The sequence below is a fragment of the Tsuneonella sp. HG094 genome (genome assembly GCF_053819285.1).
Map to the genome: position 1 here is coordinate 1,775,520 of NZ_JBSORA010000001.1, position 22,647 is coordinate 1,798,166.

The 22,647-nt window shown below is 64.4% G+C and carries 15 protein-coding genes; 10 read left to right on the plus strand and 5 right to left on the minus strand.

Annotated elements, in window-relative coordinates; translation table 11 throughout:
• The first annotated feature begins 14 nt into the window (after positions 1-14).
• Both ACWPMX_RS09015 and ACWPMX_RS09020 read left to right on the plus strand, forming a co-directional pair.
• The gene (locus ACWPMX_RS09015; protein ID WP_455699695.1) at positions 15-713 is read left to right on the plus strand and encodes a DUF3857 domain-containing protein; all 699 of its coding nucleotides are present in this window, start codon (positions 15-17) and stop codon (positions 711-713) included.
• Entirely contained in the window at positions 713-2,098 is a 1,386-nt protein-coding gene (locus tag ACWPMX_RS09020) for a transglutaminase domain-containing protein (RefSeq protein ID WP_455699696.1), read from the plus strand. The genes ACWPMX_RS09015 and ACWPMX_RS09020 overlap by 1 nt, the downstream gene beginning before the upstream one ends.
• On the opposite strand, the gene ACWPMX_RS09025 is transcribed toward ACWPMX_RS09020, so the two are convergent.
• Complete coding sequence (locus ACWPMX_RS09025; RefSeq protein ID WP_455699697.1) at positions 2,095-2,973, minus strand: diacylglycerol/lipid kinase family protein; 879 nt, start codon at positions 2,971-2,973, stop codon at positions 2,095-2,097. The two genes, ACWPMX_RS09020 and ACWPMX_RS09025, sit on opposite strands and share 4 nt — an antisense overlap.
• 50 nt (positions 2,974-3,023) lie before the next feature.
• Here ACWPMX_RS09025 and ACWPMX_RS09030 point away from each other — a divergent pair, with 50 nt between their 5' ends.
• A complete protein-coding gene (locus ACWPMX_RS09030) occupies positions 3,024-5,861 on the plus strand; it encodes a M16 family metallopeptidase (RefSeq protein WP_455699698.1) in 2,838 nt (945 codons plus the stop codon).
• Here the strand turns inward: ACWPMX_RS09030 and ACWPMX_RS09035 are convergent.
• Positions 5,855-8,062 (minus strand): TonB-dependent receptor, encoded by a 2,208-nt coding sequence (locus ACWPMX_RS09035; RefSeq protein ID WP_455699699.1) that lies wholly within the window; start codon positions 8,060-8,062, stop codon positions 5,855-5,857. The genes ACWPMX_RS09030 and ACWPMX_RS09035 overlap by 7 nt on opposite strands.
• 289 nt (positions 8,063-8,351) lie before the next feature.
• Between ACWPMX_RS09035 and purS the strand changes: the two genes are divergently transcribed.
• Positions 8,352-8,591 carry a phosphoribosylformylglycinamidine synthase subunit PurS gene (purS, locus tag ACWPMX_RS09040; protein WP_455699700.1) on the plus strand — a complete coding sequence of 80 codons (240 nt, stop codon included), beginning with the start codon at positions 8,352-8,354 and terminating at the stop codon, positions 8,589-8,591.
• Positions 8,591-9,268, plus strand: a complete 678-nt coding sequence (purQ, locus tag ACWPMX_RS09045; protein WP_455699701.1) for a phosphoribosylformylglycinamidine synthase subunit PurQ — start codon at positions 8,591-8,593, stop codon at positions 9,266-9,268. Before purS ends, purQ begins: the two co-directional genes overlap by 1 nt.
• A gap of 18 nt (positions 9,269-9,286) precedes the next feature.
• Here purQ and ACWPMX_RS09050 read toward each other — a convergent pair whose 3' ends face one another.
• The 3 genes from ACWPMX_RS09050 to ACWPMX_RS09060 form a co-directional block, all read right to left on the minus strand.
• A complete protein-coding gene (locus tag ACWPMX_RS09050) occupies positions 9,287-11,653 on the minus strand; it encodes a putative bifunctional diguanylate cyclase/phosphodiesterase (RefSeq protein ID WP_455699702.1) in 2,367 nt (788 codons plus the stop codon).
• Positions 11,654-11,939: 286 nt separating this feature from the next.
• The gene (gene glmS, locus ACWPMX_RS09055; RefSeq protein ID WP_455699703.1) at positions 11,940-13,763 is read right to left on the minus strand and encodes a glutamine--fructose-6-phosphate transaminase (isomerizing); all 1,824 of its coding nucleotides are present in this window, start codon (positions 13,761-13,763) and stop codon (positions 11,940-11,942) included.
• Positions 13,764-13,856: 93 nt separating this feature from the next.
• Complete coding sequence (locus ACWPMX_RS09060) at positions 13,857-14,756, minus strand: DMT family transporter (protein WP_455699704.1); 900 nt, start codon at positions 14,754-14,756, stop codon at positions 13,857-13,859.
• 174 nt (positions 14,757-14,930) lie between these two features.
• Between ACWPMX_RS09060 and ACWPMX_RS09065 the strand changes: the two genes are divergently transcribed.
• The 5 genes from ACWPMX_RS09065 to ACWPMX_RS09085 are packed head-to-tail and all read left to right on the plus strand — an operon-like array spanning position 14,931 to position 22,636.
• Positions 14,931-15,944, plus strand: a complete 1,014-nt coding sequence (locus ACWPMX_RS09065) for a glycosyltransferase family 2 protein (RefSeq protein WP_455699705.1) — start codon at positions 14,931-14,933, stop codon at positions 15,942-15,944.
• A 57-nt stretch (positions 15,945-16,001) separates the two neighbouring features.
• Positions 16,002-17,648: a hypothetical protein gene (locus tag ACWPMX_RS09070; RefSeq protein ID WP_455699706.1), complete on the plus strand. Its 1,647-nt coding sequence runs from the start codon at positions 16,002-16,004 to the stop codon at positions 17,646-17,648.
• Positions 17,648-18,739: a glycosyltransferase family 4 protein gene (locus ACWPMX_RS09075; protein ID WP_455699707.1), complete on the plus strand. Its 1,092-nt coding sequence runs from the start codon at positions 17,648-17,650 to the stop codon at positions 18,737-18,739. Before ACWPMX_RS09070 ends, ACWPMX_RS09075 begins: the two co-directional genes overlap by 1 nt.
• Positions 18,736-20,769 carry an HAD family hydrolase gene (locus tag ACWPMX_RS09080; RefSeq protein ID WP_455699708.1) on the plus strand — a complete coding sequence of 678 codons (2,034 nt, stop codon included), beginning with the start codon at positions 18,736-18,738 and terminating at the stop codon, positions 20,767-20,769. Before ACWPMX_RS09075 ends, ACWPMX_RS09080 begins: the two co-directional genes overlap by 4 nt.
• A 22-nt stretch (positions 20,770-20,791) precedes the next feature.
• Positions 20,792-22,636 carry an ABC transporter ATP-binding protein gene (locus ACWPMX_RS09085; RefSeq protein WP_455699709.1) on the plus strand — a complete coding sequence of 615 codons (1,845 nt, stop codon included), beginning with the start codon at positions 20,792-20,794 and terminating at the stop codon, positions 22,634-22,636.
• Positions 22,637-22,647: the final 11 nt, after the last annotated feature.

Sequence of the window (22,647 nt, forward strand, 5' to 3'; positions counted from 1 at the left end):
GGCGATAGTCCGGCATGATCTTCTTGGAGATGAAAAGGGGCGCAATGCGGACGTCACAGTGTTTGATCGTGGCCGGTGCAATGCTGGCGTCGGCGCCGGCTGCCGGGCAGCAGGTGATCAATCAGACAGTCGAACGCGCGCCCGCTCCGGCATGGGCGAAGTCAAGCGAACTTTTGCCGGTCCCGGCCGATGCGAGCGGAATGGCCTTCGTGCGGGCGCAGGACACTCAGGTATATCTCGATCGGAATGGGCAGCAGACGTTTGTCTCGCAACGCGTCCGAGTGCTCCATCCCCAGGCGCTCCAAATCGGCAACTTCGCGCTCGCCTGGAATCCAGCAGTGGGGTCTCCGACCGTCCATTCGCTTCGGATTTTCCGGGGTGACGAGACAATCGACGTTCTCGACGGCACGAAATTCGAAATTCTCCGGCGCGAAGACCAACTCGAGCAGGCTACCCTCAGCGGGATCATGACCGCAGTGTTGAAAGTGCCCGACCTTCGCGTCGGTGACGAGCTCGAATGGGCGTACACCCTTCCCTCTAGTGACCCGACCCTGAAGGACACCAGCGCCGGGCTGCTTGCACTGGCCGGCACGCCGCTTCCCGGTCGCTATCGCATAGCCCTGAATTGGGCAGATGGTCAGCAGCCGCAGCTCAAGATGACCAACGATTTCGGAGTTCCCGTCGTGAAGACGGAGAGGGGGTCGAAATCCTGATGGACAATCCCTCGCTCCTGGCCACGCCCAAGGATGCTCCGCCGCGGTACCGGTGGCAGCGCGTGCTTGAATTCAGCGATTTTCCGAGCTGGACCGCGGTATCGGCCCGCTTTTCCACGCTGTTCGACGAGTCGCGCCGGCTGGAGGCGGGTTCCCCCCTGAAAACAGAGGCAGCGCGCATCGCAGCGCAGCACGCGACGACCCGGGCGCGTGCGGCCGCCGCGCTTTCGCTCGTGCAGGAGCAGGTCCGGTACGTGTACGTTGGGCTCGACGGCGGCAATTATCGCCCTGCAACAGCCGAAGAAACTTGGCGCCGCCGATACGGGGACTGCAAGGGCAAGACCGCTCTGCTGTTGGCGCTCCTCGACGAGCTCGGCATTCCCGCGCAGGCAGTCGTCGTCAGCAATACCGGATCGGACGACGGCTTGTCCGAGCGATTGCCCAACCCTGGTCTGTTCGACCACGTCCTGGTCCGCGCCACCATCGACGGCGAGCGTCTGTGGCTCGACGGAACGCTACCGGGTGTCTTCGAAATGGGGACGAAGCCCGTCGTCTTTTACCGCTCGGTGCTGCCTCTGTCGAAAGAGGGTACCCCGCTCGAAAAGCTGGCCCAGAACCCCGCACAGTTGCCGGACGAGATGGGACTGCATGAGATCGACGCCCGCGCGGGCTTCGACAAGCCGGCGCGGATGGTCCAGACAACCGTAAAACGGGGCGTCGACGGACTTGTCGAATACCTCCAGCTTTCGCCCCTCACGCCGGACCAGTTGACGCAAGGATTCCAGAACGCCGTGGCTGGTGGATCTCAGTGGGACGCGATCGACAAGGTTGCCTATCGCTTCGACCGGGCGACGCAGGCGAGCATTCTCTCGATCACCGGAACCGGACCGGTCGACTGGGACAAGTCCGGCGAAACCTACGATCTTTCGCTGCCCGGTGGAGGTTTCAGCCCACCCGAACGGCGTCAGCGGCCGCCCCAGCAGGATCAGTTAGCACCCTTCTACACCCAGCCAACATACAGCTGTTACGCCACGACTATTCGCCTCCCGGACGCCACGCCGCTGACGAACTGGGGCTTCAACTCCACTTTCGACACGCTCATTTTCGGCCGCGCCTATTACCGGATGATGGAAAAACGCGACGATCGAACCATTCGCCTCGTGCGCGGCTCGCGGGTCGAACGAATCGAGATATCCGCCGCCGATGCCAAGCGCGATAACGATCGCCTTGCCCGCTTCGACAATAGCAAGGCCAACATCACCTACGATCCGAGCCAGACAATGGAACCGTGGGGCACGCTGTCGTCGGTACCAGCAGTGTACGAACTGGACTGGACCGGTGCAGACGTACCGTGCCTGCCGAGCGATATGTTGAAAACGCGCTAGATCACATAGCGCAAGCTCATGCCGCTCGGTCCGATCGCGTAGGCGCAGTCGGGGATGTGGTCGCCGTCGACCTGCACTGGGCTGACGCAGCGGTCGAATTCGACCCTGCGGACGCTGTATAGTTTCGCGAGGCCCAGTTTCTCGAAGGGCACGTGCAACATCGCCGCAAAGGCGAAGGCGACCGTCGCGAGCCGGCTCGACCGGTTGAGCACGATCAGTTCGACACCATCAGCGGCGAGTGCGGCCTTGGGTGACAGACGGAAGGGCCCGGCATAAAGCGCGCCGTGGCTGGCGATGACCGCGCCCGCCTCTACCTCGAACCGCTCGCCCTCGGTCGTCTCGCCGCGCACTGTCATCGTGCCGACCGGCCAGCGGCGCAGCAGGCGCATCATCGCCACCGCGTAGGCCAGCCGTCCGATCCGCTTCTTGAGCTCACCCGAAATGCTGGCGACCGCGTGACTGTCCGGCCCGATCGACAGGCAGGCGACGACGGGCATCTCGCCCAAGGTGTAGAGCGGCGCCGCAAGCCAGCCACACGCCCCCTTCCTCCACGCCGCGCTCACTTGCGCGGCGAGCTTTGCGGGATCGCGCGCATAGCCGATCTCGCGCGCGACGAGGTTGATCGTGCCAGCAGGCGCAATGCAGAGCGGTACGCTGGCCGCCAGCGGGCCCAGCGTCTGCACGCTGTCGCGCAGTGTGCCGTCGCCGCCGTGCACGCACACGAGGTCCGGCACATCGTCCGCCGGACGCCAGCGCCGTGCCGAAGGGACGAGCCGCACGGTCCAACCGTGCGCCGAAAACGCCGCGACCAGCGCATCGAGCCGCGCCTGGCGGAAGCTCCCCGAAACGGGATTGTAGACAAGATCGAGCTTCATGCGCGCCGCGGTTGTTGCCCCGTTCAGCAGCCGCGGGCAAGAAGGCGCGCATGAAGTCGCGTCTGCTCCTCCCGATCCTCCTCGCAACCTCGGCCCCGGTCTTCGCCGAGACCGTTGCCCCTCTCGCGCCGCCGACTTGGACATTCGAGCAGAGCGACATCCCGGTTGACCCGGCGTACCGCTTCGGCGTGCTGCCTAACGGCATGCGCTATGTCCTGCGCGAAAATCACACGCCCGAAGATACCGTGCTGGTCCGCCTGCGCTTCGGTTCTGGCTCGCTGGAGGAGCGCGACGAGGAGCGGGGCCTTGCCCACTATCTCGAACACATGGCGTTCAACGGGTCGAGGAACGTGCCCGAGGGCGAGATGATCAAGCTGCTCGAGCGCGAGGGACTGGCGTTCGGCGCCGATACCAATGCCTCGACCGGGTTCGAGACGACCAGCTACAAGCTCGACCTGCCGCGCAACGATGCCAAGCTGATCGACACCGCGCTGATGCTGATGCGCGAGACGGCCAGCGAGCTGACCATTTCCGATGCCGCAGTGGAGCGCGAACGCGGGGTGATCCTCGCCGAGAAGCGCGACCGGACGAATTACTCGCTCAAGGAAACGATCGACGAGTGGGCGTTTTCCGCGCCTGGCGCACGCTATGCCGAGCGGCTGCCGATTGGTACCGACGCCACGCTGCGCGGGGCAGACGCGGCGAAGCTGCGCGGCTTTTACGAGCGGGCCTACGTGCCTTCGAACGCGGTGCTGATCGTGGTTGGGGCGATAGACGTAGCCGCAGTCGAACAGGCGATCGCGAAGCGCTTCGCCGACTGGCAGGGCAAGGCGGCGCCAAGCACCCCCGTCACCGGCCCGCTCGACATCGGCCGCAAGGATTCGACCGATGTCTATCTCGATCCGGCGCTGTCGGAGCGGATCAGCGTCACCCGCCTGTCGCCATGGGTCGACGAGCCCGACACCGTCGCGACCCGCCGGCAGGACCTGCTTCGCTCGGTCGGCTATCGCATCGTCAACCGGCGGCTCGAAGCGATTGCCCGCAGTGAGGACGCGCCGTTCCGGGGCGCGGGGTTCGGCACCGGCGACGTCTTTGAAGACGGGCGCGCGACCAACCTGATCGTCGATGCGGTCGATGGGCGATGGAAAGACGGCCTCGCGGTCGCCGCGCGCGAATGGCGGCGGGCGCTGGAGTATGGCTTCTCCGAAGCCGAGGTCTCCGAACAAGTGGCACGCATCCGGCAGTCGTCGGAAAACGCCGCGGCATCGGCGGCAACCCGAAGCAACGGCGCTCTCGTGGCGGCAATCGAGCAGATGCTCGACGACGACCTGATTCCTGCAACCCCGGAAAGCGCGCTGGAACGGTTCGAGGCGTTTGCGCCCTCGATTACGCCCGCGGCGGTCATCGCCGCCTTGCGCGCGGACGCCGCGCCACTCGACGATCCGCTGATCCGCTTCCAGGGCCGCACCCCGCCGGTTGGCGGTGAAAGCGAACTCCGCACGGCGTGGACCGCTGCCATGGCCGAAGCGATCGCGGCACCTGACCTGACGACCGCCGCGACTTTCGCCTACACCGATTTCGGCCCGGCCGGGGCGGTGGTGAGCGATGCGGTGGAAAGCAAGCTCGGCATCCGCCAGGTCGTCTTCGCCAACGGTGTGCGCCTCAACCTCAAAAAGACCGCGCTCGAAAAGGACCGGGTGCGGTTCCAGCTGGCGCTCGACGGTGGCGGGCTGCTCGACACGCGCGAACAGCCGTTGGCGACCGCGATGGTCGGATCGCTGCCCACGGGCGGGCTCGGCAAGCATTCGCAGGACGAGCTCGACACCCTGCTCGCCGGGCGGACGGTCAGCTTCAATATCGGGACGCAGGGCGATGAATTCCTCAGCGGCGGCACGACCACGCCGCGCGACCTTGGCCTGCAGCTCGAACTGCTCGCGGCAGGACTCAGCGATCCCGGATACCGGCGCGAGGGCGAGGTTCGCTACAAGCGCGAGATCGCAAACTGGTTCAAGCGCAAGGATGCCACTCCCGGCGGCGCTCTGGGTGCGGCGATCGGCGGTATCCTGTCCGACGGCGATCCGCGCTTCACCGTGCAGCCCGCCGCCGACTACCAGAAACTGACGTTCGAGGGCCTGCGAGAAGCGATCGGCGACCGGCTGGCGCGCGGAGCGATCGAACTGGCGCTGGTCGGCGACATCGATGAAGACGCGGCCATCGCGCTCGTCGGGCGAACGCTCGGCGCGCTGCCGGCGCGCGAAGCCGATTTCCTCCCGCGCGAGGACCTGCGCCAGCGCACTTTCACCGCCGACCGCTCGGCGCGCAGCGTGACCCACACCGGCGAGGCGGACCAGGCGCTGCTGCAGTTGACCTGGCCTACGACAGACGATCGCGACTTCGGCCAAGTCCTGCGGCTCAAGCTGCTTGAACGCGTGATGCGGCTCGAACTGACCGAGGAAATCCGCGAGCGGCTGGGCAAGGCTTATTCGCCCAGCGCGTCGAGCAACCCGTCGGACATCTGGCGCGATTTCGGCACGTTCTCGCTCGCTGCCTCGGTGGATGTGAGCGACGTCGATGCAACGCGTGCGGCGATCGCCGCCGTCGTCGCGCGGCTGTTGGCCGAGCCGGTCTCCGCCGACCTGCTCGAAAGGGCGCGGCGCCCGCTGCTCGAAAGCTACGAGAACGGGCTCAAGAGCAACGGAGGGTGGCTGCCGCTCGTCGCGCGGTCGCAGACCGAGGTGTACCGGATCGACCGTTTCCTCGGTGCGAAGGATGCCCTGAGCGCCATCACCCCGGCAGACATCCAGGCTACTGCGGCAAAGTTCCTGGTGCCGACGGCGGTGGAGGTTGCCGTCCTCCCCGCCGCCGCGCCGTCAGCACCCGCTCAGTAGCGGGCGCGCAGCGATACGCCGAACACCCGCGGGTCGTTCACGAATGCCGTGTTGTTGTTGAAGTCGATGCCGCCCTTCACGTTGTCGGCATCGGTGATGTTGCGCACGAACGCGGCGACTTCCAGCGAATCGTCGGTCCGCGCGTAGCCCACACGCAGGCCACCTTCCCACTGGTTGTTCGCGTTGAATTCGCGGCTCTCGTAGAGGAAGAAGTTGGTCGCCCCCTGATAGGTCCAGTCAGTGTAGGCGAACAGCTCTCCGTCCGCGCCGATCGGCACGCCGTACCGCGCGGTCACGTCACCGATCCACTTCGGCGCGTTGGGGAACGGGTTGCCGTCGACCCGCGCGCGCGGAGTTCCCGCCACGGTGACCAGCGGGTCGGTGACGGTGCACTGCGCGCAGACGCCCACCAACAGGTTCGGATCCTGGATCCTCGTGTTGTTGTAGCTCACGCCCGCGGTCAACCGGAGTGCACTGGTGGGCTGGAACGCCGTGTCGAGTTCGAAGCCGTAACCGCGACCCTTGTCGGCATTGACGAGCTGGACGAGGTTGCCCGCCCCGCCGACGGCCGAGAACTGCGGATCGTCGATCGTGTAATAGAACACCGCGCCGTTGATGCGCACGGTGCGCCCGGCCAGTTCCGACTTGAAGCCCGCCTCATAGCTCATGATTTTTTCGCTCGTCGCGATCGACGGCGGCGAGAAGAAGGCGACGTCGCGGCCCTGGATCGTCGGCGCGCGGAAACCGCTGGCGATGCGCGCGAAGACGCTGGCATCGTCGGTCAAGTCGAAGAACGCCGACAAATCCCAGCTCAGCCGCTCATCCGACACGCTGGTCGGCTGCGGGGCGGCGCCGGAGACGACGACGAAGTCCTTCTCGTCTTCGGTGTAGCGCAGACCTGCGGTGATCTTGGCGCGGTCCGACAGCTGGAAGGTCCCCTGCCCGAACAGCGCCCAGCTTTCGTTGGTGTGGTTGACGGTAACCGGCGGCGGGAAGGTGAAGCCCACCGTCGTCACGTCGAAATCGCTGTCGAAGTAGAAACCACCGACCTGCCACGAGAAGACACCGCCCACGTCGGAGGCGAGGCGGACTTCCTGCGTGAACTGGTCGAGGTCGATCTGGTCCTGCGTGTCCGACGGGAACGGGATGAATCCCGGCCCGGTTACCAGATTGCCGCCGTCGATGTCGCCACGGCTGCGGCCCTTGCTGTTCGCGAACGCCGTGATCGAGGTCAGCGTCGCGCCGCCGAAATCGTACTGCGCGTTGAGCGACCCGATCAGCGCCTTGTAGCGAGCCACGTTGCCGCCGCCGGCATCGTAATAGACCGTATTGCGATCGTAGTTGGCATTGAGATCGTTCGAACCGGGGCCGAGGATGTTCGCGCGGAACGGGGTCGAGGTGCCGTTGAGGCGACGGTACTGGATCGAGCCGAGCAGCGAGAGCGACGGGGTCGGCGTCAGCAGCAACTGCGCGCGGCCTGCGCGATCGTTGTAACCGCCGATGGAATCGTCGACCCCGGTGAAGGCGTTGTCGATCCAGTCGTCGCGGTGCTGCCACATGCTCGACAGGCGGATCGAGGCGACGCCCGGCGCAATCGGGATGGTGATGCCGCTCTCGATCGAGAACGTGTTGAAAGTGCCGTAGCTGAACGAGCCGTTCGCCGTGAGCTCGTCGCCCGGTTTGACGGTGTCGATCTTGACGATGCCGGCAGGGGTGTTGCGGCCGAACAGCGTACCCTGCGGACCGCGCAGCACCTCGATCCGGTCGATGTCGAAAATCGGAAAGCTCTTGAGTGTGACGTTTTCCATCACGACGTCATCCATCACCACCGAAACCGGCTGCGAAGCGGCAAGGTCGAAGTCGGTGTTGCCAAGGCCGCGGATGTAGAAACGCGGCGCGGCGCGGCCGTTCGAGCTTTCGACGAACAGGCCCGGCACGCGGCCCGCCAGCGCGGTCACTTCACCGCCGGCGTCGAAGACGGTCTTGACCGTGTCCGCCGACAGAGTCGCTGCCGAGACCGGCACGTCCTGCAGGTTTTCCTCGCGGCGGTTGGCGGTCACGATGATCGCATCGAGCTGGCCATCGTGCGTTTCGGCGGCGGCGTCCTGCGCGAAAGCGGGCGCGGCAACAGCGAGCGAGCCGCAGGTCAGTGCAGTAGACAGAGCAAGACGGATCGTAAGTCGGGAGGCGTGGACGGACATGGGTATGGTCCCTCGGTTGGCGCCCGGTCATGTGATCCGACCAGACTTGGAAAGGTTCCATTGCAGTGCAACAAAACGGGTGAGTCCCGCGAGTCCCGGAAGGGCGATTTTCCGCTGTCGTGCGGTCGGGATGCGTGGATTGCCCCGACGGTGTGTTCGCTAGGCAACATTTCTTAAGATGATCAGCCCGTCCTGGCGGATAGCGGCCCGTCCGCGCCTTGCCCTTCCTCCGCAGGATCGGCATAGGCGCGGCGAACCTTCTCGCAACCAGCGCCACGAGGCTCCGTCCATGAAAGTCCGCGTCCACGTCAGCCTCAAACCCGGTGTGCTCGACCCGCAGGGCCGTGCGGTCCACCATGCGCTAGAAGGCCTCGGCTTTGCCGGGGTGGAGGACGTCCGGGTCGGCAAGCTCGTCGAACTCGACGTCGCCGACGACACGACCGACGCCGCGCTCGACGAGATGTGCCGCAAGCTTCTCGCGAACATGGTGATCGAAAACTACCGTATCGAGAAGCTGGAGACGGCGTGATGGCCTTTCGCGGCGCCGTTATCACCTTCCCGGGTTCGAACTGCGATCGCGACATGGCGGTGGCGATCGAGAAAGTGTCCGGCGAACCGGCGCTGCGCGTCTGGCACGGCGATGCCGACCTTCCCGACCGGCTCGATTTCATCGCGATCCCGGGCGGCTTCTCCTACGGCGACTACCTGCGCTGCGGGGCGATCGCCAGCCGCAGCCCGGTCATGCGCGGGGTGATCAAGGCAGCCGAGGGGGGCGTGCCCGTGCTGGGCGTATGCAACGGCTTCCAGGTGTTGACCGAGAGCGGCCTGCTTCCCGGCGCACTGATGCGCAACGCGCAGCTCAACTTTACCTGCCGCAACGCGCCGCTCGTGGTCGAGAACAGCCAGTCGCTGTTCACCGGCGGCTACGACGCGGGCTCGACGGTCCACTTCCCCGTTGCCCACCACGACGGCAACTATTTCGCCGACGACGAAACGCTCGACCGGCTCGAAGGTGAAGGCCGCGTGGCGTTCCGCTATGCCGAGGACATCAACGGCTCGCAGCGCCGGATCGCCGGCATCCTCAATGTCGGCGGCAATGTGCTGGGCATGATGCCGCACCCCGAGCGGGCGATCGAGCCCGAGCTTGGCGGCAGCGACGGGCGGATCCTCTTCGAAAGCGCGGTCGGAGCGCTCGTCAGCGCCTGACACACGTGACCGCGCTTCTCAGGCGCGCAAGCGATCCGGCTCGTCAGCCGCGCGGCGGCGGAAGAGCTTCAGCGCATCATCGGCTCGCATCGGTCGGCCGAAGTAGTACCCCTGGATCTTGGTGCAGCCTAAGCGGCGGATCAATTCGGCTTCCTCGGCGCTTTCGACGCCCTCGGCAGTCGTCGTCATTTCCAGGCTGTCAGCCATGGCGACCACGGCGCGGATGATTGCGAGGCTTTCCTTACTGTCCTGCGCCGCGCCCTGCACGAAACTGCGATCGACCTTGATGGTCGAGAACTGAATCTTGCGCAGATAGCCGAGCGACGAATAGCCGGTGCCGAAGTCGTCGAGCGCGACGGTGCAGCCGAGCGCCATGCACTGCTCGAGCGAGGCGCGGGCGATGCTCGCATCGCGCAGAAAGATCGACTCGGTGACTTCCAGCTCCAGACGCCGGGCTTCGAGCCCGCTGATCGTCAGTGCATGCACCACGGTCGAGGCGAAATCCGGTTCGAACAGCTGCTCTGGCGAGACGTTGACCGCGATGCGGACGTTGTCGGGCCAGCGGGTCGCCTCGCGGCAAGCCTGTTCCATGACCCACGTGCCGATCGGCACGATCAGGCGCGTATCCTCGGCGATGGGTACGAACTTGCCGGGGCTGACCGAGCCGTGCTGCGCGCTGTTCCAGCGGACCAGGGCCTCGAAGCTGACGACCTGCTCGCTGATGGCGTCGACAACCGGCTGGTAGTTGAGCTCGAGTTCGCGGTTCTCCAGCGCGCGGCGCAGCGCGAATTCGAGCTGGCGGCGCTCTTCGGCATTGGCGTGGAGCGAGGGCTCATAGTTCCGGTGCTCGCCGCCGCCGTCGTCCTTCGCGCGATACAGCGCAAGGTCGGCGTTGCGCATCAGTTCCTCGACGGTCTTGCCGTCACGCGGTCCGACCGCCGAGCCTACGCTGGCCCCGACGTAGAGCGTGTGGTGGTCCACCTCGTACGGCATCGACAGGCGGGCGATGATGCTTTTCGCTACCCGTTCGATGCATCCCCGATCGCTCGCGTCGCGGATCACGACCGCGAACTCGTCGCCGCCCAGCCGGCCGCAGAGTTCGTTGTCGCCCATCAGCGCTTTCAGACGTGCCGACACCTGCGCCAGCAGCTTGTCGCCGACCTGGTGGCCGAGGGAATCGTTGACCGATTTGAAGCGGTCGAGGTCGATCATCAGGAACGCGCATCGCGTACGCCACTGCTCGGCATAACGCAGTGCATCCCCGAGCGCCTCGGTCAGCATGAGGCGGTTGGGCAGGCCGGTCAGCGTATCGTAGCGGGCAAGGTAAGCGATCTTCTCGCTCGATTCGCGCTGCTCGGTCACATCGGAGCCGACGCCGCGGATACCCAGATAGGATCCATTGTCGTCGAGGATTGGCGTGCCGGACAGCTCCCACCAACGGTGTTCGCGGCCGATCGCGACCTTGACCAGCAGATTCGAGAAGCTCTCTCGCCGCTTCAGTCGCTCGGCGAGATCGTGGAGGCTCGACGGGAATTTGCCCGTTGCCCAGGCGTCGCCGCTGATCAGTTCCAGGAACGGCCGTCCCTCGACGTCCTCCACCCTGCTGCCCAGCGCGAAAGCAAAACGCGGCGATGCCGAACGGATCAGGCGATTGGTATCGATCTGCCAGAGCCAGTCGGCTTGGTTCTCCTCGAACTCCCGCAGGAGCAAAGAGACGACCTCGCTCTTCTCGGCATTGCCCGCCTCGGCCTTGCACGCAGTCAAGTGGATGCGTGCCACCCCAGCGATGCCGACGGCCACTACTGACATCAGCAGAATCGTCGCCGCGGCCATGTCCCATTGGCCGAACCAAATGAATGAGAGGATTGCGAGGCCGCCGACGATGCTACCGAAGACGACCGTCACGATCGGCGCAACACCCAGCGCGAGCGTTGAGCCGATAAGGAGGATGGCGATGAGCAAGCCGGTCGCGTTGCGCTCGGCATCGCCGCCGAACTGACCGAACGCGACGATCGGAATCGACCACGCGATCGCTACCATCACAGTTGCGCGTATCTTGCTGCGCATTTCTTCACGCCCGATCCGCAGTCGCTCGGCACCCGATAAGGCGCGGTCCGACCGGCGAGCGTAGATCAGCGACGCTCCCAGAGCCGCGGCGAAGCCGAGGAACAGATACGAAGGCACGATTGCGATGTTGATCGAGATTGCCAGCATCGCGCAGATCAGGTGCACCACTGTGCGCAGCGAAGCGTTGTCGCTTACTTGGGAAAACTGCATGGCGCGCAGCCGCTGCCAGTCGGCCCCCGCCGGCTCGCGCAACCCGAGCAGCGCAAGCACCGGCACTTCGGCCGGTAGTTCCGAATTGGAGACGCTGGTTTCCCTCACTCGCCCGCGTTTAGGCAGTAAAGGTTATTCGCCAGTAAACCCCTTTAGAAAAACGATAATTCCTTAGGTCGGGGCAACCCAAAATTAACCATCCCCGCATTAGCAACGGTTGCCGCGAAATGCGCGTCGAACCCTCTGAAAGCGGCGGGAAATTGCCCTTGCAGCCGCCTTTGTGTCCGTATGCGCGTCGGCCAACAGGCCTTCACGGCACCGTGCCACCCGAAGAATCCTCGCGAATATGCCCTTCTGGATGTGCACTCGAATCGAACACGCGTTTCGGCCTAACTCATTCGACCGTTACCGACTTCGCGAGGTTACGGGGCTGATCCACATCGGTCCCCTTCGCCACGGCAACATGGTAGGCGAGGAGTTGCACCGGGACCGCATAGACGAGTGGCGCAATGAGCGGGTGGACCTTGGGCATCTGGATCGTGGCGAGACAGCCCTCACCCGCCTCCTCCAAGCCCTCTTCGTCGGAAATGAGGACGATCTTGCCGCCGCGCGCGCGGACTTCCTGCATGTTCGATACGGTTTTCTCGAACAGCGGGCCCGACGGGGCGAGGACGATGACGGGAACCGTCTCGTCGATCAGCGCGATCGGGCCGTGTTTCATCTCGCCCGACGCATATCCTTCGGCGTGGATATAGCTTATTTCCTTGAGTTTCAGTGCGCCTTCAAGCGCCAGAGGATAGTCCGGCCCGCGCCCGAGATAGAGTACGTCTCGCGCCGGCGCGATGAGGTGCGCCATCCCGGCAATGTCCTCGTCGTGGTCGAGCGCGGCGTTGAGCGCGGCGGGTGCCTCGAGGAGATGGCGGACGATGTCCTCCTCCTCGGCCCGGTCCATTCGCCCCTTCTTCACCGCGAGGTGCGCCGCGAGCGCGGCCAGCACCGCGAGCTGGCAAGTAAACGCCTTGGTGCTGGCGACGCCGATCTCGGGTCCCGCGTGCGTCGGGAGAAGCAAGTCGGCTTCGCGCGCCATCGAACTGGTGGGCACGTTCACGACCACGGCGATCGTCTGGCCGTTCTCCTTGCAATAGCGCAGCGCCGCGAGCGTATCGGCGGTTTCGCCGCTCTGGCTGATGAACAGCGCCAGCCCGCCGTGTTCCAGCACCGGTTCGCGGTAGCGGAACTCGCTCGCGAAATCGATGTCGACGGGCACTCGGGCGAAGGTCTCGAACCAGTACTTGGCGACCATCCCGGCGTAGAACGACGTGCCGCAGGCGACGATCGTCACGCGGCGGACCGACGACAGGTCGAAATCGATCTGCGGCAGCGCGACGGTGTTCTCGGTCTGACGAATGTAGCTCTTGAGCGTTTGCGCGACGACGGTCGGCTGCTCGTAGATCTCCTTCTGCATGAAGTGGCGGTAATTGCCCTTCTCGACCGCAGCAGCCGAAGCGCCCGAGGTCGTGATCTCCCGCGTGACAGGGTTGTTCTCGACGTCGTAGACCTGCACGCCGTCGCGCTGGATGACGACCCAGTCGCCCTCGTCGAGATAGGCGATCTGCTGCGTCAGCGGCGCGAGCGCGAGGGCATCCGAGCCGAGGTAGGTCTCTCCCTCGCCGTATCCTACGACAAGCGGTGACCCGAGGCGGGCGCCGATCAGCAATTCGGGATGATCGCGGAAAGCGATCGCCAGCGCGAAAGCCCCGCGCAGGCGCGGCAGCACGGTCCGCACCGCATCTTCGGGCGATGCACCGCTTTCGACTTCCTGCGAGATCAGGTGCGCTACCACTTCGCTGTCGGTCTCGCTCTCGAGGAACCGGCCATTGGCAAGAAGTTCATCGCGCAGCGGCTTGAAGTTCTCGATGATGCCGTTGTGGACCAGCGCCACATGGTCGGTCGCGTGCGGATGGGCGTTGTGGGCAGTCGGCGCGCCGTGGGTCGCCCAGCGGGTGTGGGCGATACCGACCAGGCCCGGTGCGGGATTGTTGGCGAGCTCGTGCACAAGGTTGGCGAGTTTACCCTGCGCGCGTCGACGAACGAGCTGGCCGCCTTCGATCGTGCAGACACCTGCGCTGTCGTACCCGCGATATTCCATCCGCTTCAGACCATCGACCAAGCGGTCCGCAACCTCTTCCCGGCCGACGATACCGATGATTCCACACATATTCTTCGTTCCTTAACGCAGCCGGGCAGGGGCAGCGCCTTTTGGTTCGGCTGCCCGAAAGTTTGCGCGAACTGCGACATCGGCGGGCATACGTCAAACCTTGCCGTGCGCCTCGGCTCTCTTTTCGGAATGCCACAGATAAAGCCCCGCGCCGATGATGACCGCCGCACCGATCAGGGTCACCGTATCGGGTCGATCGGCGAACCACCACCAGCCCAGGGTAGTAGCGACGACAAGTTGGACGTAGGTCATCGGTGCGACGCTGGCGGCGCCCGAGCGGGTCGTGCCGAGATAGATCAACCAATGCGCGATACTCGCTGTGAACGCCACGACTGCGCACTTCGCGACCACCGAGACCGACGGCGCGGCAATCACGAGAGCAGCCTCACCAGAAAGATGCCCGAAGAACGCCACGAACATAAGGGTAGGCGCCGCCACGATCGCCAGCCAGGCCTGCATCGCCAGCGCGCTTGCCATTCCTGCGGCAGCACGGTTGGCCATGAACAGGGCGCTCATCGCGAAAGCGGCGCCGAGCGGAAGGATGGCCGGCCAGCCGATCTCCTCTACATTCGGCCGCAGGACGATGAGCACACCGATGAACGCGGCAGAAGATGCGATCCATGTCGCCCCACTCGATCGTTCCTTCAAGACCAGCGGGGCCACCAACCCGGTAATCAACGGACTGACGAAGACGATCGTCGTGGCCTCGGCCAACGACATGAGGAACAGGGATCCGAAGAAGCCTGCTGTTGCGACCGCCACCGCGAGGCCGCGAACCAGTTGCAGCCCCGGTGAGACGAGCCGGAAGCCCGCCACACCTTCCTTGGCCAATAGAACCGCCGACAGGCCTGCAGCGCCGATCATGTAGCGCAATGCTGCGATTGCCGTCGGCGGCCAATCGCCGACCATCGTCTTGACCACGGCATCGCCAACGGAAAGCATCGCGAAACCGACGAGCGCGATGAGCAGGCCTGAGCGATCTTGGCGTTGCAATCAGACCCCCGAACCCTTCGTCGGCAAGGCCAATACCAGTTGGACGACCGGGCGCCAGTCGCATCGGGCGGACATCACCGCTTTCCTGCCAAACGTAGTTTACGCTTTCTTAATCGCTCGCGGCGAAAACCGGCATCGGAAGGGTGCGGTTCGTCGCGTGCCCTCGGGGGCCACATGACCAAGCTGATCATCCAGATCCCGTGCTTTAACGAAGCCGATCATTTGCCGGAAACGATCCTCGCGCTCCCGCGCAAGATCGCCGGGATCGACACGATCGAATTGCTGGTAATCGATGACGGCTCGAGTGACGGCACGTTCGAAGTCGCCCGGCGCTGGGGCGTCCATCACATCGTCAAGCATAACGGCAACCGCGGGCTTGCCGCAGCCTTCCAGAACGGAGTCGACCGTGCACTGCGGGAAGGCGCCGACATTATCGTCAATACCGATGCCGACGGCCAGTATGTCGGCGAGGACATTGCCAAGCTGGTCGCACCGCTCGTCGCCGGAGAAGCGGATATCGTGATTGGCGACCGCGGCGTTGCCAGCAACGCGCATTTCGGCCCCTTCAAGCGCCGCCTCCAGCGGTTCGGCAGCCTTGTCGTGCGAACTCTCTCGCGCACGGAGATTACGGACGCGGTCAGCGGCTTTCGTGCCTTTACGCGGGAAGCGGCTCAGGCTCTGACGATCACCACCGAATTCTCCTACACCACCGACATGCTGATCCAGGCCGGTCGCAAGCGGATGAAGGTCGTCAGTGTTCCGATTCGCACCAATGGCGCGGTACGCCCAAGCCGCCTGTTCAGCTCGATCCCCCAGTTCATCACCCAGACCGGCATCACCATCGCCCGCGCGTATACGACGTACAATCCACTGCGCGTGTTCATGCTCGCGGGCGGCGCCATCGCGCTGGTCGGAATGCTTCCGATCGTCCGCTTCCTGGCGTTTCTCGTGGCAGGAGATGGCGATGGACACATCCAGTCGCTGGTTCTCGGCGGATCGCTGCTGGTTCTCGGCGTGCTGGTTGCCGTGCTCGGCATCCTTGCCGACCTTATTGCCGCAAATCGCAAGCTGATCGAGACGAACCTGCGACACGTCCGCCGGATCGAGGCCCGACTGGCCAGGATCGAGCGAGGCCGCAATGGTGCCGAGCCCGAGGCTGAGGTTCCGCACGCAGAAATTGCGGCCTGACGAATGGCGTCTCTCGCTCTCCGCCAAAATTCGGGGTTTCATTCACTGCTCGGCGCAGTGGAGAAAAAAATCGTCCCGGCCTGCATCGCGCTGATCCTCGCGCTCCAAGTGCACCACGTCTTTGCGCGGGCCATCAACTGGGACGAGTTCTACTTCTACTCGCAAGTCGAACAATACGTGGCCGGCCGACTGACCGCGCCATTGCAGACCTTCCATGTCCAGTTGTTCGCCTGGCTAGCATCGCTTCCCGGAAGCGGCGTCGATCATATCGTGGCCGGGCGCCTGGTAATGTTCGCTGCTGAACTGACGACCACGGTCGCCATCTTCTGCATCGCCGCACATTTCGCCGGCCGAGAAACCGGAAGGATGGCCGCTCTCGCCTACCTCGGGTCCATTTACGTGTTCCAGCACGGCTACGCATTCCGCGTCGATCCGCTCGCGACCGCACTGACGATGTCTGCGCTTGCGATCCTTCTGACTTCGCGCCTGCGTCTCATCGATATTGCTGCGGTCGCGATAATGCTCGGTCTCTCCGGCATGGTGACGATCAAGTCGGTTTTGCTGGCCCCGGCCTTCGTCGGCGTGGCCTGGATGCGTTGGAGCGAGGCCAATCATGCGTGGACCTATGCGGCACGCCTGTTCGCCTGTGCAGCTGCCGCGCTTGCAGTGTTCGGCGTACTGTACGGGCTCCATTCGTGGTCCTTGACGAGCCCAGCAGTGACATCAGGGATGGCCTATACGGCAAGCAAAGCGACGGTCAGCAGCTCGACGAGCTACGTCATCGCTCTTGGCCTGCCCGCATTCCCCAAATATCTCGGAGGCTTCACGCTCGGGAGCTTGTTGCAGGTGGTCGCGATCCTTCTTTCGCCCATCGCAATCCTGCGTGCCGAAATGCCCCCCGCTCGCAAGGCCGCGTTGGCCGGGATGCTTGCCACTGCGCTGGTGTTCTTCATTTACCGAAACACGCTGCCTTATTTCTACTCCTTCATCCTCCCGCCTTTGCTTTGCGGTGCTGCACCCAAACTGCGCGAAATGCTCGATGAGTTCCCCCCGGCTCTGCTGGCGGCTGTCGTGACGGTTGCGCCGATTGCAAGCTGGATCGTCACCCCGACCAACCTGATCGACCGGCAGCGCACCTTGGTGGAAGCGGCCGACACGATCTTTCCGCAGCCCGTCGCATATTTCGATTTCGCCGGCATGCTCGGCACCTTCGAAAAAGCCAACGTATTCATGACGACCTGGGGCATCGTCAGCTACCGCATCGCTGATGTGCCGGTCATGCGCCAGCGAATGGAGCAGACCACCGTACCGCTGGTCCTTGCCAGCGAGCAGGAAAGTTACCTGACCTTCGAGCAGATGCTGACCTCCGAAGGCCGTTCGCCCTATTTCGTCGCCGCGGACGCCGCCGCTCTGCGGGACAATTACCTGCGGTTCTGGGGTCCCTACTGGATCGCCGGCAAGGCTGTGCCGGCCCATCGCCCCCCCCGCCGCTCCGAATTCCTTGTTCCCGGCCCCTACACTGTCTACGACGGCCCGGTGAAAATCGATGGCCGCGCGTACGCTCCGGGGGACGTCATTCACGTCGAGCGCGGCTTCCATACACTTGCAGCCAGAGGTGATCGGTCCGCGCGTCTGTTCTGGGGCGATCGTCTCGCGCGGCCGAGCACTCCCCCTCCTCCACGCCCGTACTGGACCGACTTCTGATGACCGGGCTGTCAACCGAAGCACCTGTTTGCGCGTCCGAACTGGACCCGGCGCAGGTTGTGTTCGTGACCCGCAAATGGCCGCCCGCGGTCGGGGGAATGGAAACCTGGTCATACCGGATGGCGGAAGAACTTGCCCGCCTCGGCCCCGTACGCGTCGTCGCGTTGCCTGGGCGTATCGACGGGCGGCCGCCAGCCACATGGCGCTTGCTCCTGTTTCCCTTCAAGGTGATCTGGGCACTGTTCACGGTTCGCGCGACTACGGCGACCATGCATCTGGGTGACATGGCGTTGTGGCCACTGGGTCTGTTTGCGCAGCGCGTGGTCATTTCGGCGCACGGCACCGATGTCGCCTATCACCGGCGCGGCGGTGTGAAGGGAACTCTGTACGGCCTTTACCTGCAAGCAGGGGCACGACTGATGCGCCGCGCTCGCGTGATCGCAAATTCTTCCGCGACCGCTGCGGCAGCCGCCGAAACCGGCTGGAGCACGGCAGCAGTCGTACCGCTCGCCACCGACATCGCACCCCGCGAGACACCTGCCGGACATGATGGCAGCTTGCTGTTCGCTGGCCGTCTCGTGACGCGGAAGGGCTGCGGCTGGTTCGTTCGCGAGGTCTTGCCGCTGCTTTCGCCCTCGACCCGGCTTCGCATCGCCGGAACCGCTTGGGATGCGAGTGAACGCCATGTTCTCGCGCACCCCCAGGTCGAGTTTCTCGGGCCGCTCGATCGCGAGGCGCTGAGCGCAGCTTATGCGCGGGCGATGTGCGTCGTCGTGCCCAACATCGAGCCGGCCAACGGCGAGTTCGAGGGATTCGGGCTTGTTGCGTGCGAAGCGGCTGCAGCCGGCGGAATCGTCCTTGCTGCGCGCACCGGCGGCCTGGTCGAAGCGGTCTGTGACGGCGAAACGGGGTTTCTCCTCCAGTCCGCCGATGCGCCGGCCTGGGCCGAGGCAATTGAAACCGTATCCGCGTGGAGCGCAGATCGGCGCGCCCATTTCGTGAAGGCGTCGACTGCGCGGGCCCGCGAGAAATATGCCTGGCCGCGTGTCGCCCGCGAAACCATGAAGTTCTACGGAGTGATCCCATCATGAGTATCACCGGGTCCGTTGCCCACCAGCCGAAGGCTGCGCCTTCGCCCGTCCGGCTCCAGTCTGCCCAAAAGTTGATTTTTTCGCGCTCTGCGAACGAGTCGTCGCGCGAACCGACGTCTCTGCTGTCGATCGATCACGATCAATTCCTCGTCTTGGCCGAGGCCGCCAAGGTCGTCAGTTTCGACGTCTTCGACACGCTCGTTCACCGCGCGGTTGTGCTTCCACGCGACATTTTCACGTTGGTTGGCGAGCGGCTTGGCGTGCCGGGCTTTGCCGAAGCGCGTTTCGAGGCTGAGGCGCGGGCGCGGCGCACGACGCGTGCGGACTCGTTCGAAGTGAGCCTCGATGAAATCTACGCCGCATTCCCCGCAGGCTTCCTGCCCGACGCGGACATTGCGCAGGCAGTCGAACTGGAGATCGAAGGAGAGTTCCTCTTCGCGAACAACGCGATGCTTGCGCTCGTGCGAAAGCTGCGCAGCATGGGTAAGAGAGTGATCGCAATCACCGACACCTACCTAAGCGCGTCGCAGGTTGGGGAATTGTTGGCATCCAAAGGGTACGAGTTCGATGCAATCTACGCATCGTCAGACCATCGCGAGGCGAATTGCGGCAAGTACAACGGGGCGCTCTATCCTGTCGTCTGCAAGGCCGAAGGCATCGAAGCACACGAGCTGTTCCACACCGGAGACCATTCGAGTGCAGACGTCGCGATGGCCCTGGAGCAGGGCGTCGTCGCCCTCCAGTCGCAGCATCCGACCGCATCTCTCGGTGCAAATTGCGAACACTTTGCCGCGATTCTGAAAGAGCATGGCGGCACCACCACCAGCCTGGTGGCGGGAGCGATTGCCCGCGACAAACTGAACGATCGGCAGTCGCTGACTTCTTCGATCGATACGTTTGGACACGACTTCGGCGGCCCCCTCGTCGTCGGCTTCGTTGCGCACATCCTCGAACGCTGCCGGGCACAGGGGATCGAGCATCTGGTTCTGCTGGCCCGCGACGGATGCGTGGTCGGCGAGGTCCTCGACGTCCTGGCACCCGAGGGGATCACTTGGCGCCTCATGCCCGCGTCGCGCCGGCTCGCAGTATTCCCCGCCTTCGAGAGCGGCGATTTCGGCAAGATAAAGAGCCTGTTCGCGGGCCAGAAGCGCCTGTCGAAGCGCCAGATCCTGTCGGTTCTTCGCCTCGATCACCTGGCCGAGAGCATGAGCGGCGTCGACGCGGTCCAGGATGTCCGGGAAGCTGTTGACGAGCTCAAGCCCCTGCTGATCGAGCAGGCGCAAAGCGAGAAGGCCGCGCTGCAAGACCTGCTCAAGGACGAGCTCGCAATGCTGGACGTCGGACGCCGGTTCGCCTGGGTCGACGTGGGCTGGGCGTTGACCTCCCCTTCTCGGCTGAACGAGCTGCTCGGGCACGATATTCCCGGCTTCTTCATCGGTTCGCACGCCGATGCGAACCCGTCACCGGGGTTCGAAGGATATCTGTTCAACCGTGGGCGTCCGCACGACCTCTCGAAGGTGATGATGCGCTCGGTCGAGCTTTTCGAGCTCGTGTTTGCGGATTCGGCACCAAGTGCGGCCTGGCTCCGCCGAACGCCGCAAGGCACCGAAGTCGTCCACTATGCCAAGTCCCCTGCCGAGAAGGTACGCGATGCGCACATTCGCGCCGCGCGGTCGGGTGTGCGCAGGTTCGCGGAGGAGTTTTGTCGCTCGTTTCGCTTTGTCGCCTCGTCCGAGCTGCGGACATACAATCGCGCGGTCTGGAAGCGGCTGTGTACCGATCCGCCTGCGGCGCTCTACAAGCGGTTGTCGGTCGTGCCACATGACGCGCTTGCAGGCACGCGGATTTGGCGCACGATCGGCGAGTTGTGGCTGCCCAACTGGCGGTACCAAACACCAGACCGCAAGACCTTTCCGACGGCGCGCGCGTATCGGATTGCATTCTTGCGCCGATACCTGAAGTGGCACCTGCCCCCCGCGGCGTGGCACCAGTTGCGCCGCGCCGAAGCCGTCCTTCGCAAGTTCATTTGACACCGGATTCAACGACACCCCGATGGACAACTTCTTTCCTTCCCTTCGCCTTCTCTGGCGGCATCTCAATGCCGGCGACAGGGTTCACCTGAGTGCGCTGCTGGCATTCCTCATCGTGAGCAGCCTTGCAGAGGTCGTCGCGGCGATGGCCTTGTTCAGCTACATCGCGGTAGTCGTGGGCCACGAGACGGATATCGCTTCGGCAGTCCTGTCGCGCCTGCCGGACTTCCAGGTCGAGACCGCCTGGGATCGCACGATCTACGGCGGACTCGCGTTGATGGCCGTGTTCCTGGCCAAGAACCTGCTCGATGTAACAACCCGGTTCCTGCTCATGCGGTTCGTGCTCAAGACCTACGAGCGGGTTTCGTCACGCTTCTTCGCGCAATTGCTTGACCGTCCGCTCGAGAAGTTCCTGACCCGGTCGGTGCAGGATTATCAGCACTCCCTCAACATCACGGTCACCCTGTTTCGCGCTGTGCTGACCTCTGCCGTGATGGTGATCGTCGACCTTATCCTCGTCGTGGTCATGCTTGGACTGCTGGTGGCGTTCGTCGATCCGTGGCTGCTGATGCTGATCGTCGGCACCTTGGGACTCGCGCAGGCGGTCATGCTCAAGGGAACGAAGAACGTCGCCCAGCGTCTCGCGATCCTGCGCGAAGACGCACTGCGCAACCTCAACTTCATTCGCACCGACGGATTCCGCGGTGCGGTCGATTTACGGTTGAGCGGGACCGTCCCGACCGTCGTCGATCGATTCAGCAAGGCAAACGGGGTGTTCTCGCTGACCGAACGGCGGGTGCGCGGCATGGAACTTCTGCCGCGCGCGGTGAACGAACTCGTCATTGCCGGAGCGATCGTGCTCACAGCGGCATATTTCGCTCGCTCGCAACAGAGCATCGAATCGGCCTTTCCCGCATTGGCCCTGCTCGGCTTCGTGGGATTGAGGCTGACGTCGATCCTGTCGCGAACCACCGAGAACCTGCAGCGGGTTCGCGACGGACAGCACCTGATGGACTTGTTCGAGCAGGAGTACGACCTGGCCGAGCAAGATAGCTACCGACTTGCACCGGCCGTGCCGGTTGAGGAACAGGCCCAGGTTGCCCCCCTCCTCAGCAGACTGGCGCTGGCAGATGTCACCTATCATTACCCTGGCAGCAATGCTCCGGCGGTTCGCGACGTCACCCTCGCGATCGAGGCGAACTCGTTCGTCGGTCTGTGCGGCCCGTCTGGCAGCGGCAAGACCACGCTGGCGTTGATCGCCATGGGCCTGCTTGAACCTGGGTCCGGCAGCATCACCGTGGACGGAATGCCGATGCCCGCTGTTCGCCGCCAGTGGTATCGCAGCATCGGTTACGTCGGGCAATCGCCCTACCTGTCTTCGCGTTCGCTGCGCGACAACGTCGCTTTCGGCCGCGTGCCGGAATCTGTCGACGACGACCAGGTATGGCACGCACTCGAGATGGCAGCTCTCGCCGATGTCGTGAAGGCAATGCCCGACGGACTGGACAGCCAGATGCTCGACGAGGGAAGCCGACTGTCCGGTGGCCAGCGGCAACGGCTGTGCATCGCCCGAGCTCTCTACAACCGGCCCAGCGTGATCTTTTTCGACGAGGCGACCTCGGCGCTGGACCCGCTCACCGAACGCACCATAACCGAAGCGATCCATGCCATGCGCGGCGACCGCACCATCGTCAGTATCGCGCACCGGCTCAGCACCATCAGGGATTGCGACGTGATCCACTATTTCGAATCCGCCGCACTGGTGGCTTCGGGACGCTTCGCCGACCTTGCCCAGAACGTCCCGGCGTTCGCGAGACTGGCGACGGCGGGCGATCATACGCAGCTGTTGGCCGGAAAAGCCGCTTGATTTTTATTCGA

What these genes read in the sequence shown, in the direction of transcription:
- ACWPMX_RS09065 (WP_455699705.1), top strand. Translation starts at nt 14,931, where the DNA reads ATGACCAAGCTGATCATCCAGATCCCGTGCTTTAACGAAGCCGATCAT.
- ACWPMX_RS09085 (WP_455699709.1), top strand. Translation starts at nt 20,792, where the DNA reads ATGGACAACTTCTTTCCTTCCCTTCGCCTTCTCTGGCGGCATCTCAAT.
- ACWPMX_RS09020 (WP_455699696.1), top strand. Translation starts at nt 713, where the DNA reads ATGGACAATCCCTCGCTCCTGGCCACGCCCAAGGATGCTCCGCCGCGG.
- purS (WP_455699700.1), top strand. Translation starts at nt 8,352, where the DNA reads ATGAAAGTCCGCGTCCACGTCAGCCTCAAACCCGGTGTGCTCGACCCG.
- ACWPMX_RS09035 (WP_455699699.1), bottom strand. Translation starts at nt 8,062, where the DNA reads ATGTCCGTCCACGCCTCCCGACTTACGATCCGTCTTGCTCTGTCTACT.
- ACWPMX_RS09075 (WP_455699707.1), top strand. Translation starts at nt 17,648, where the DNA reads ATGACCGGGCTGTCAACCGAAGCACCTGTTTGCGCGTCCGAACTGGAC.
- purQ (WP_455699701.1), top strand. Translation starts at nt 8,591, where the DNA reads ATGGCCTTTCGCGGCGCCGTTATCACCTTCCCGGGTTCGAACTGCGAT.
- glmS (WP_455699703.1), bottom strand. Translation starts at nt 13,763, where the DNA reads ATGTGTGGAATCATCGGTATCGTCGGCCGGGAAGAGGTTGCGGACCGC.
- ACWPMX_RS09015 (WP_455699695.1), top strand. Translation starts at nt 15, where the DNA reads ATGATCTTCTTGGAGATGAAAAGGGGCGCAATGCGGACGTCACAGTGT.
- ACWPMX_RS09080 (WP_455699708.1), top strand. Translation starts at nt 18,736, where the DNA reads ATGAGTATCACCGGGTCCGTTGCCCACCAGCCGAAGGCTGCGCCTTCG.
- ACWPMX_RS09030 (WP_455699698.1), top strand. Translation starts at nt 3,024, where the DNA reads ATGAAGTCGCGTCTGCTCCTCCCGATCCTCCTCGCAACCTCGGCCCCG.
- ACWPMX_RS09025 (WP_455699697.1), bottom strand. Translation starts at nt 2,973, where the DNA reads ATGAAGCTCGATCTTGTCTACAATCCCGTTTCGGGGAGCTTCCGCCAG.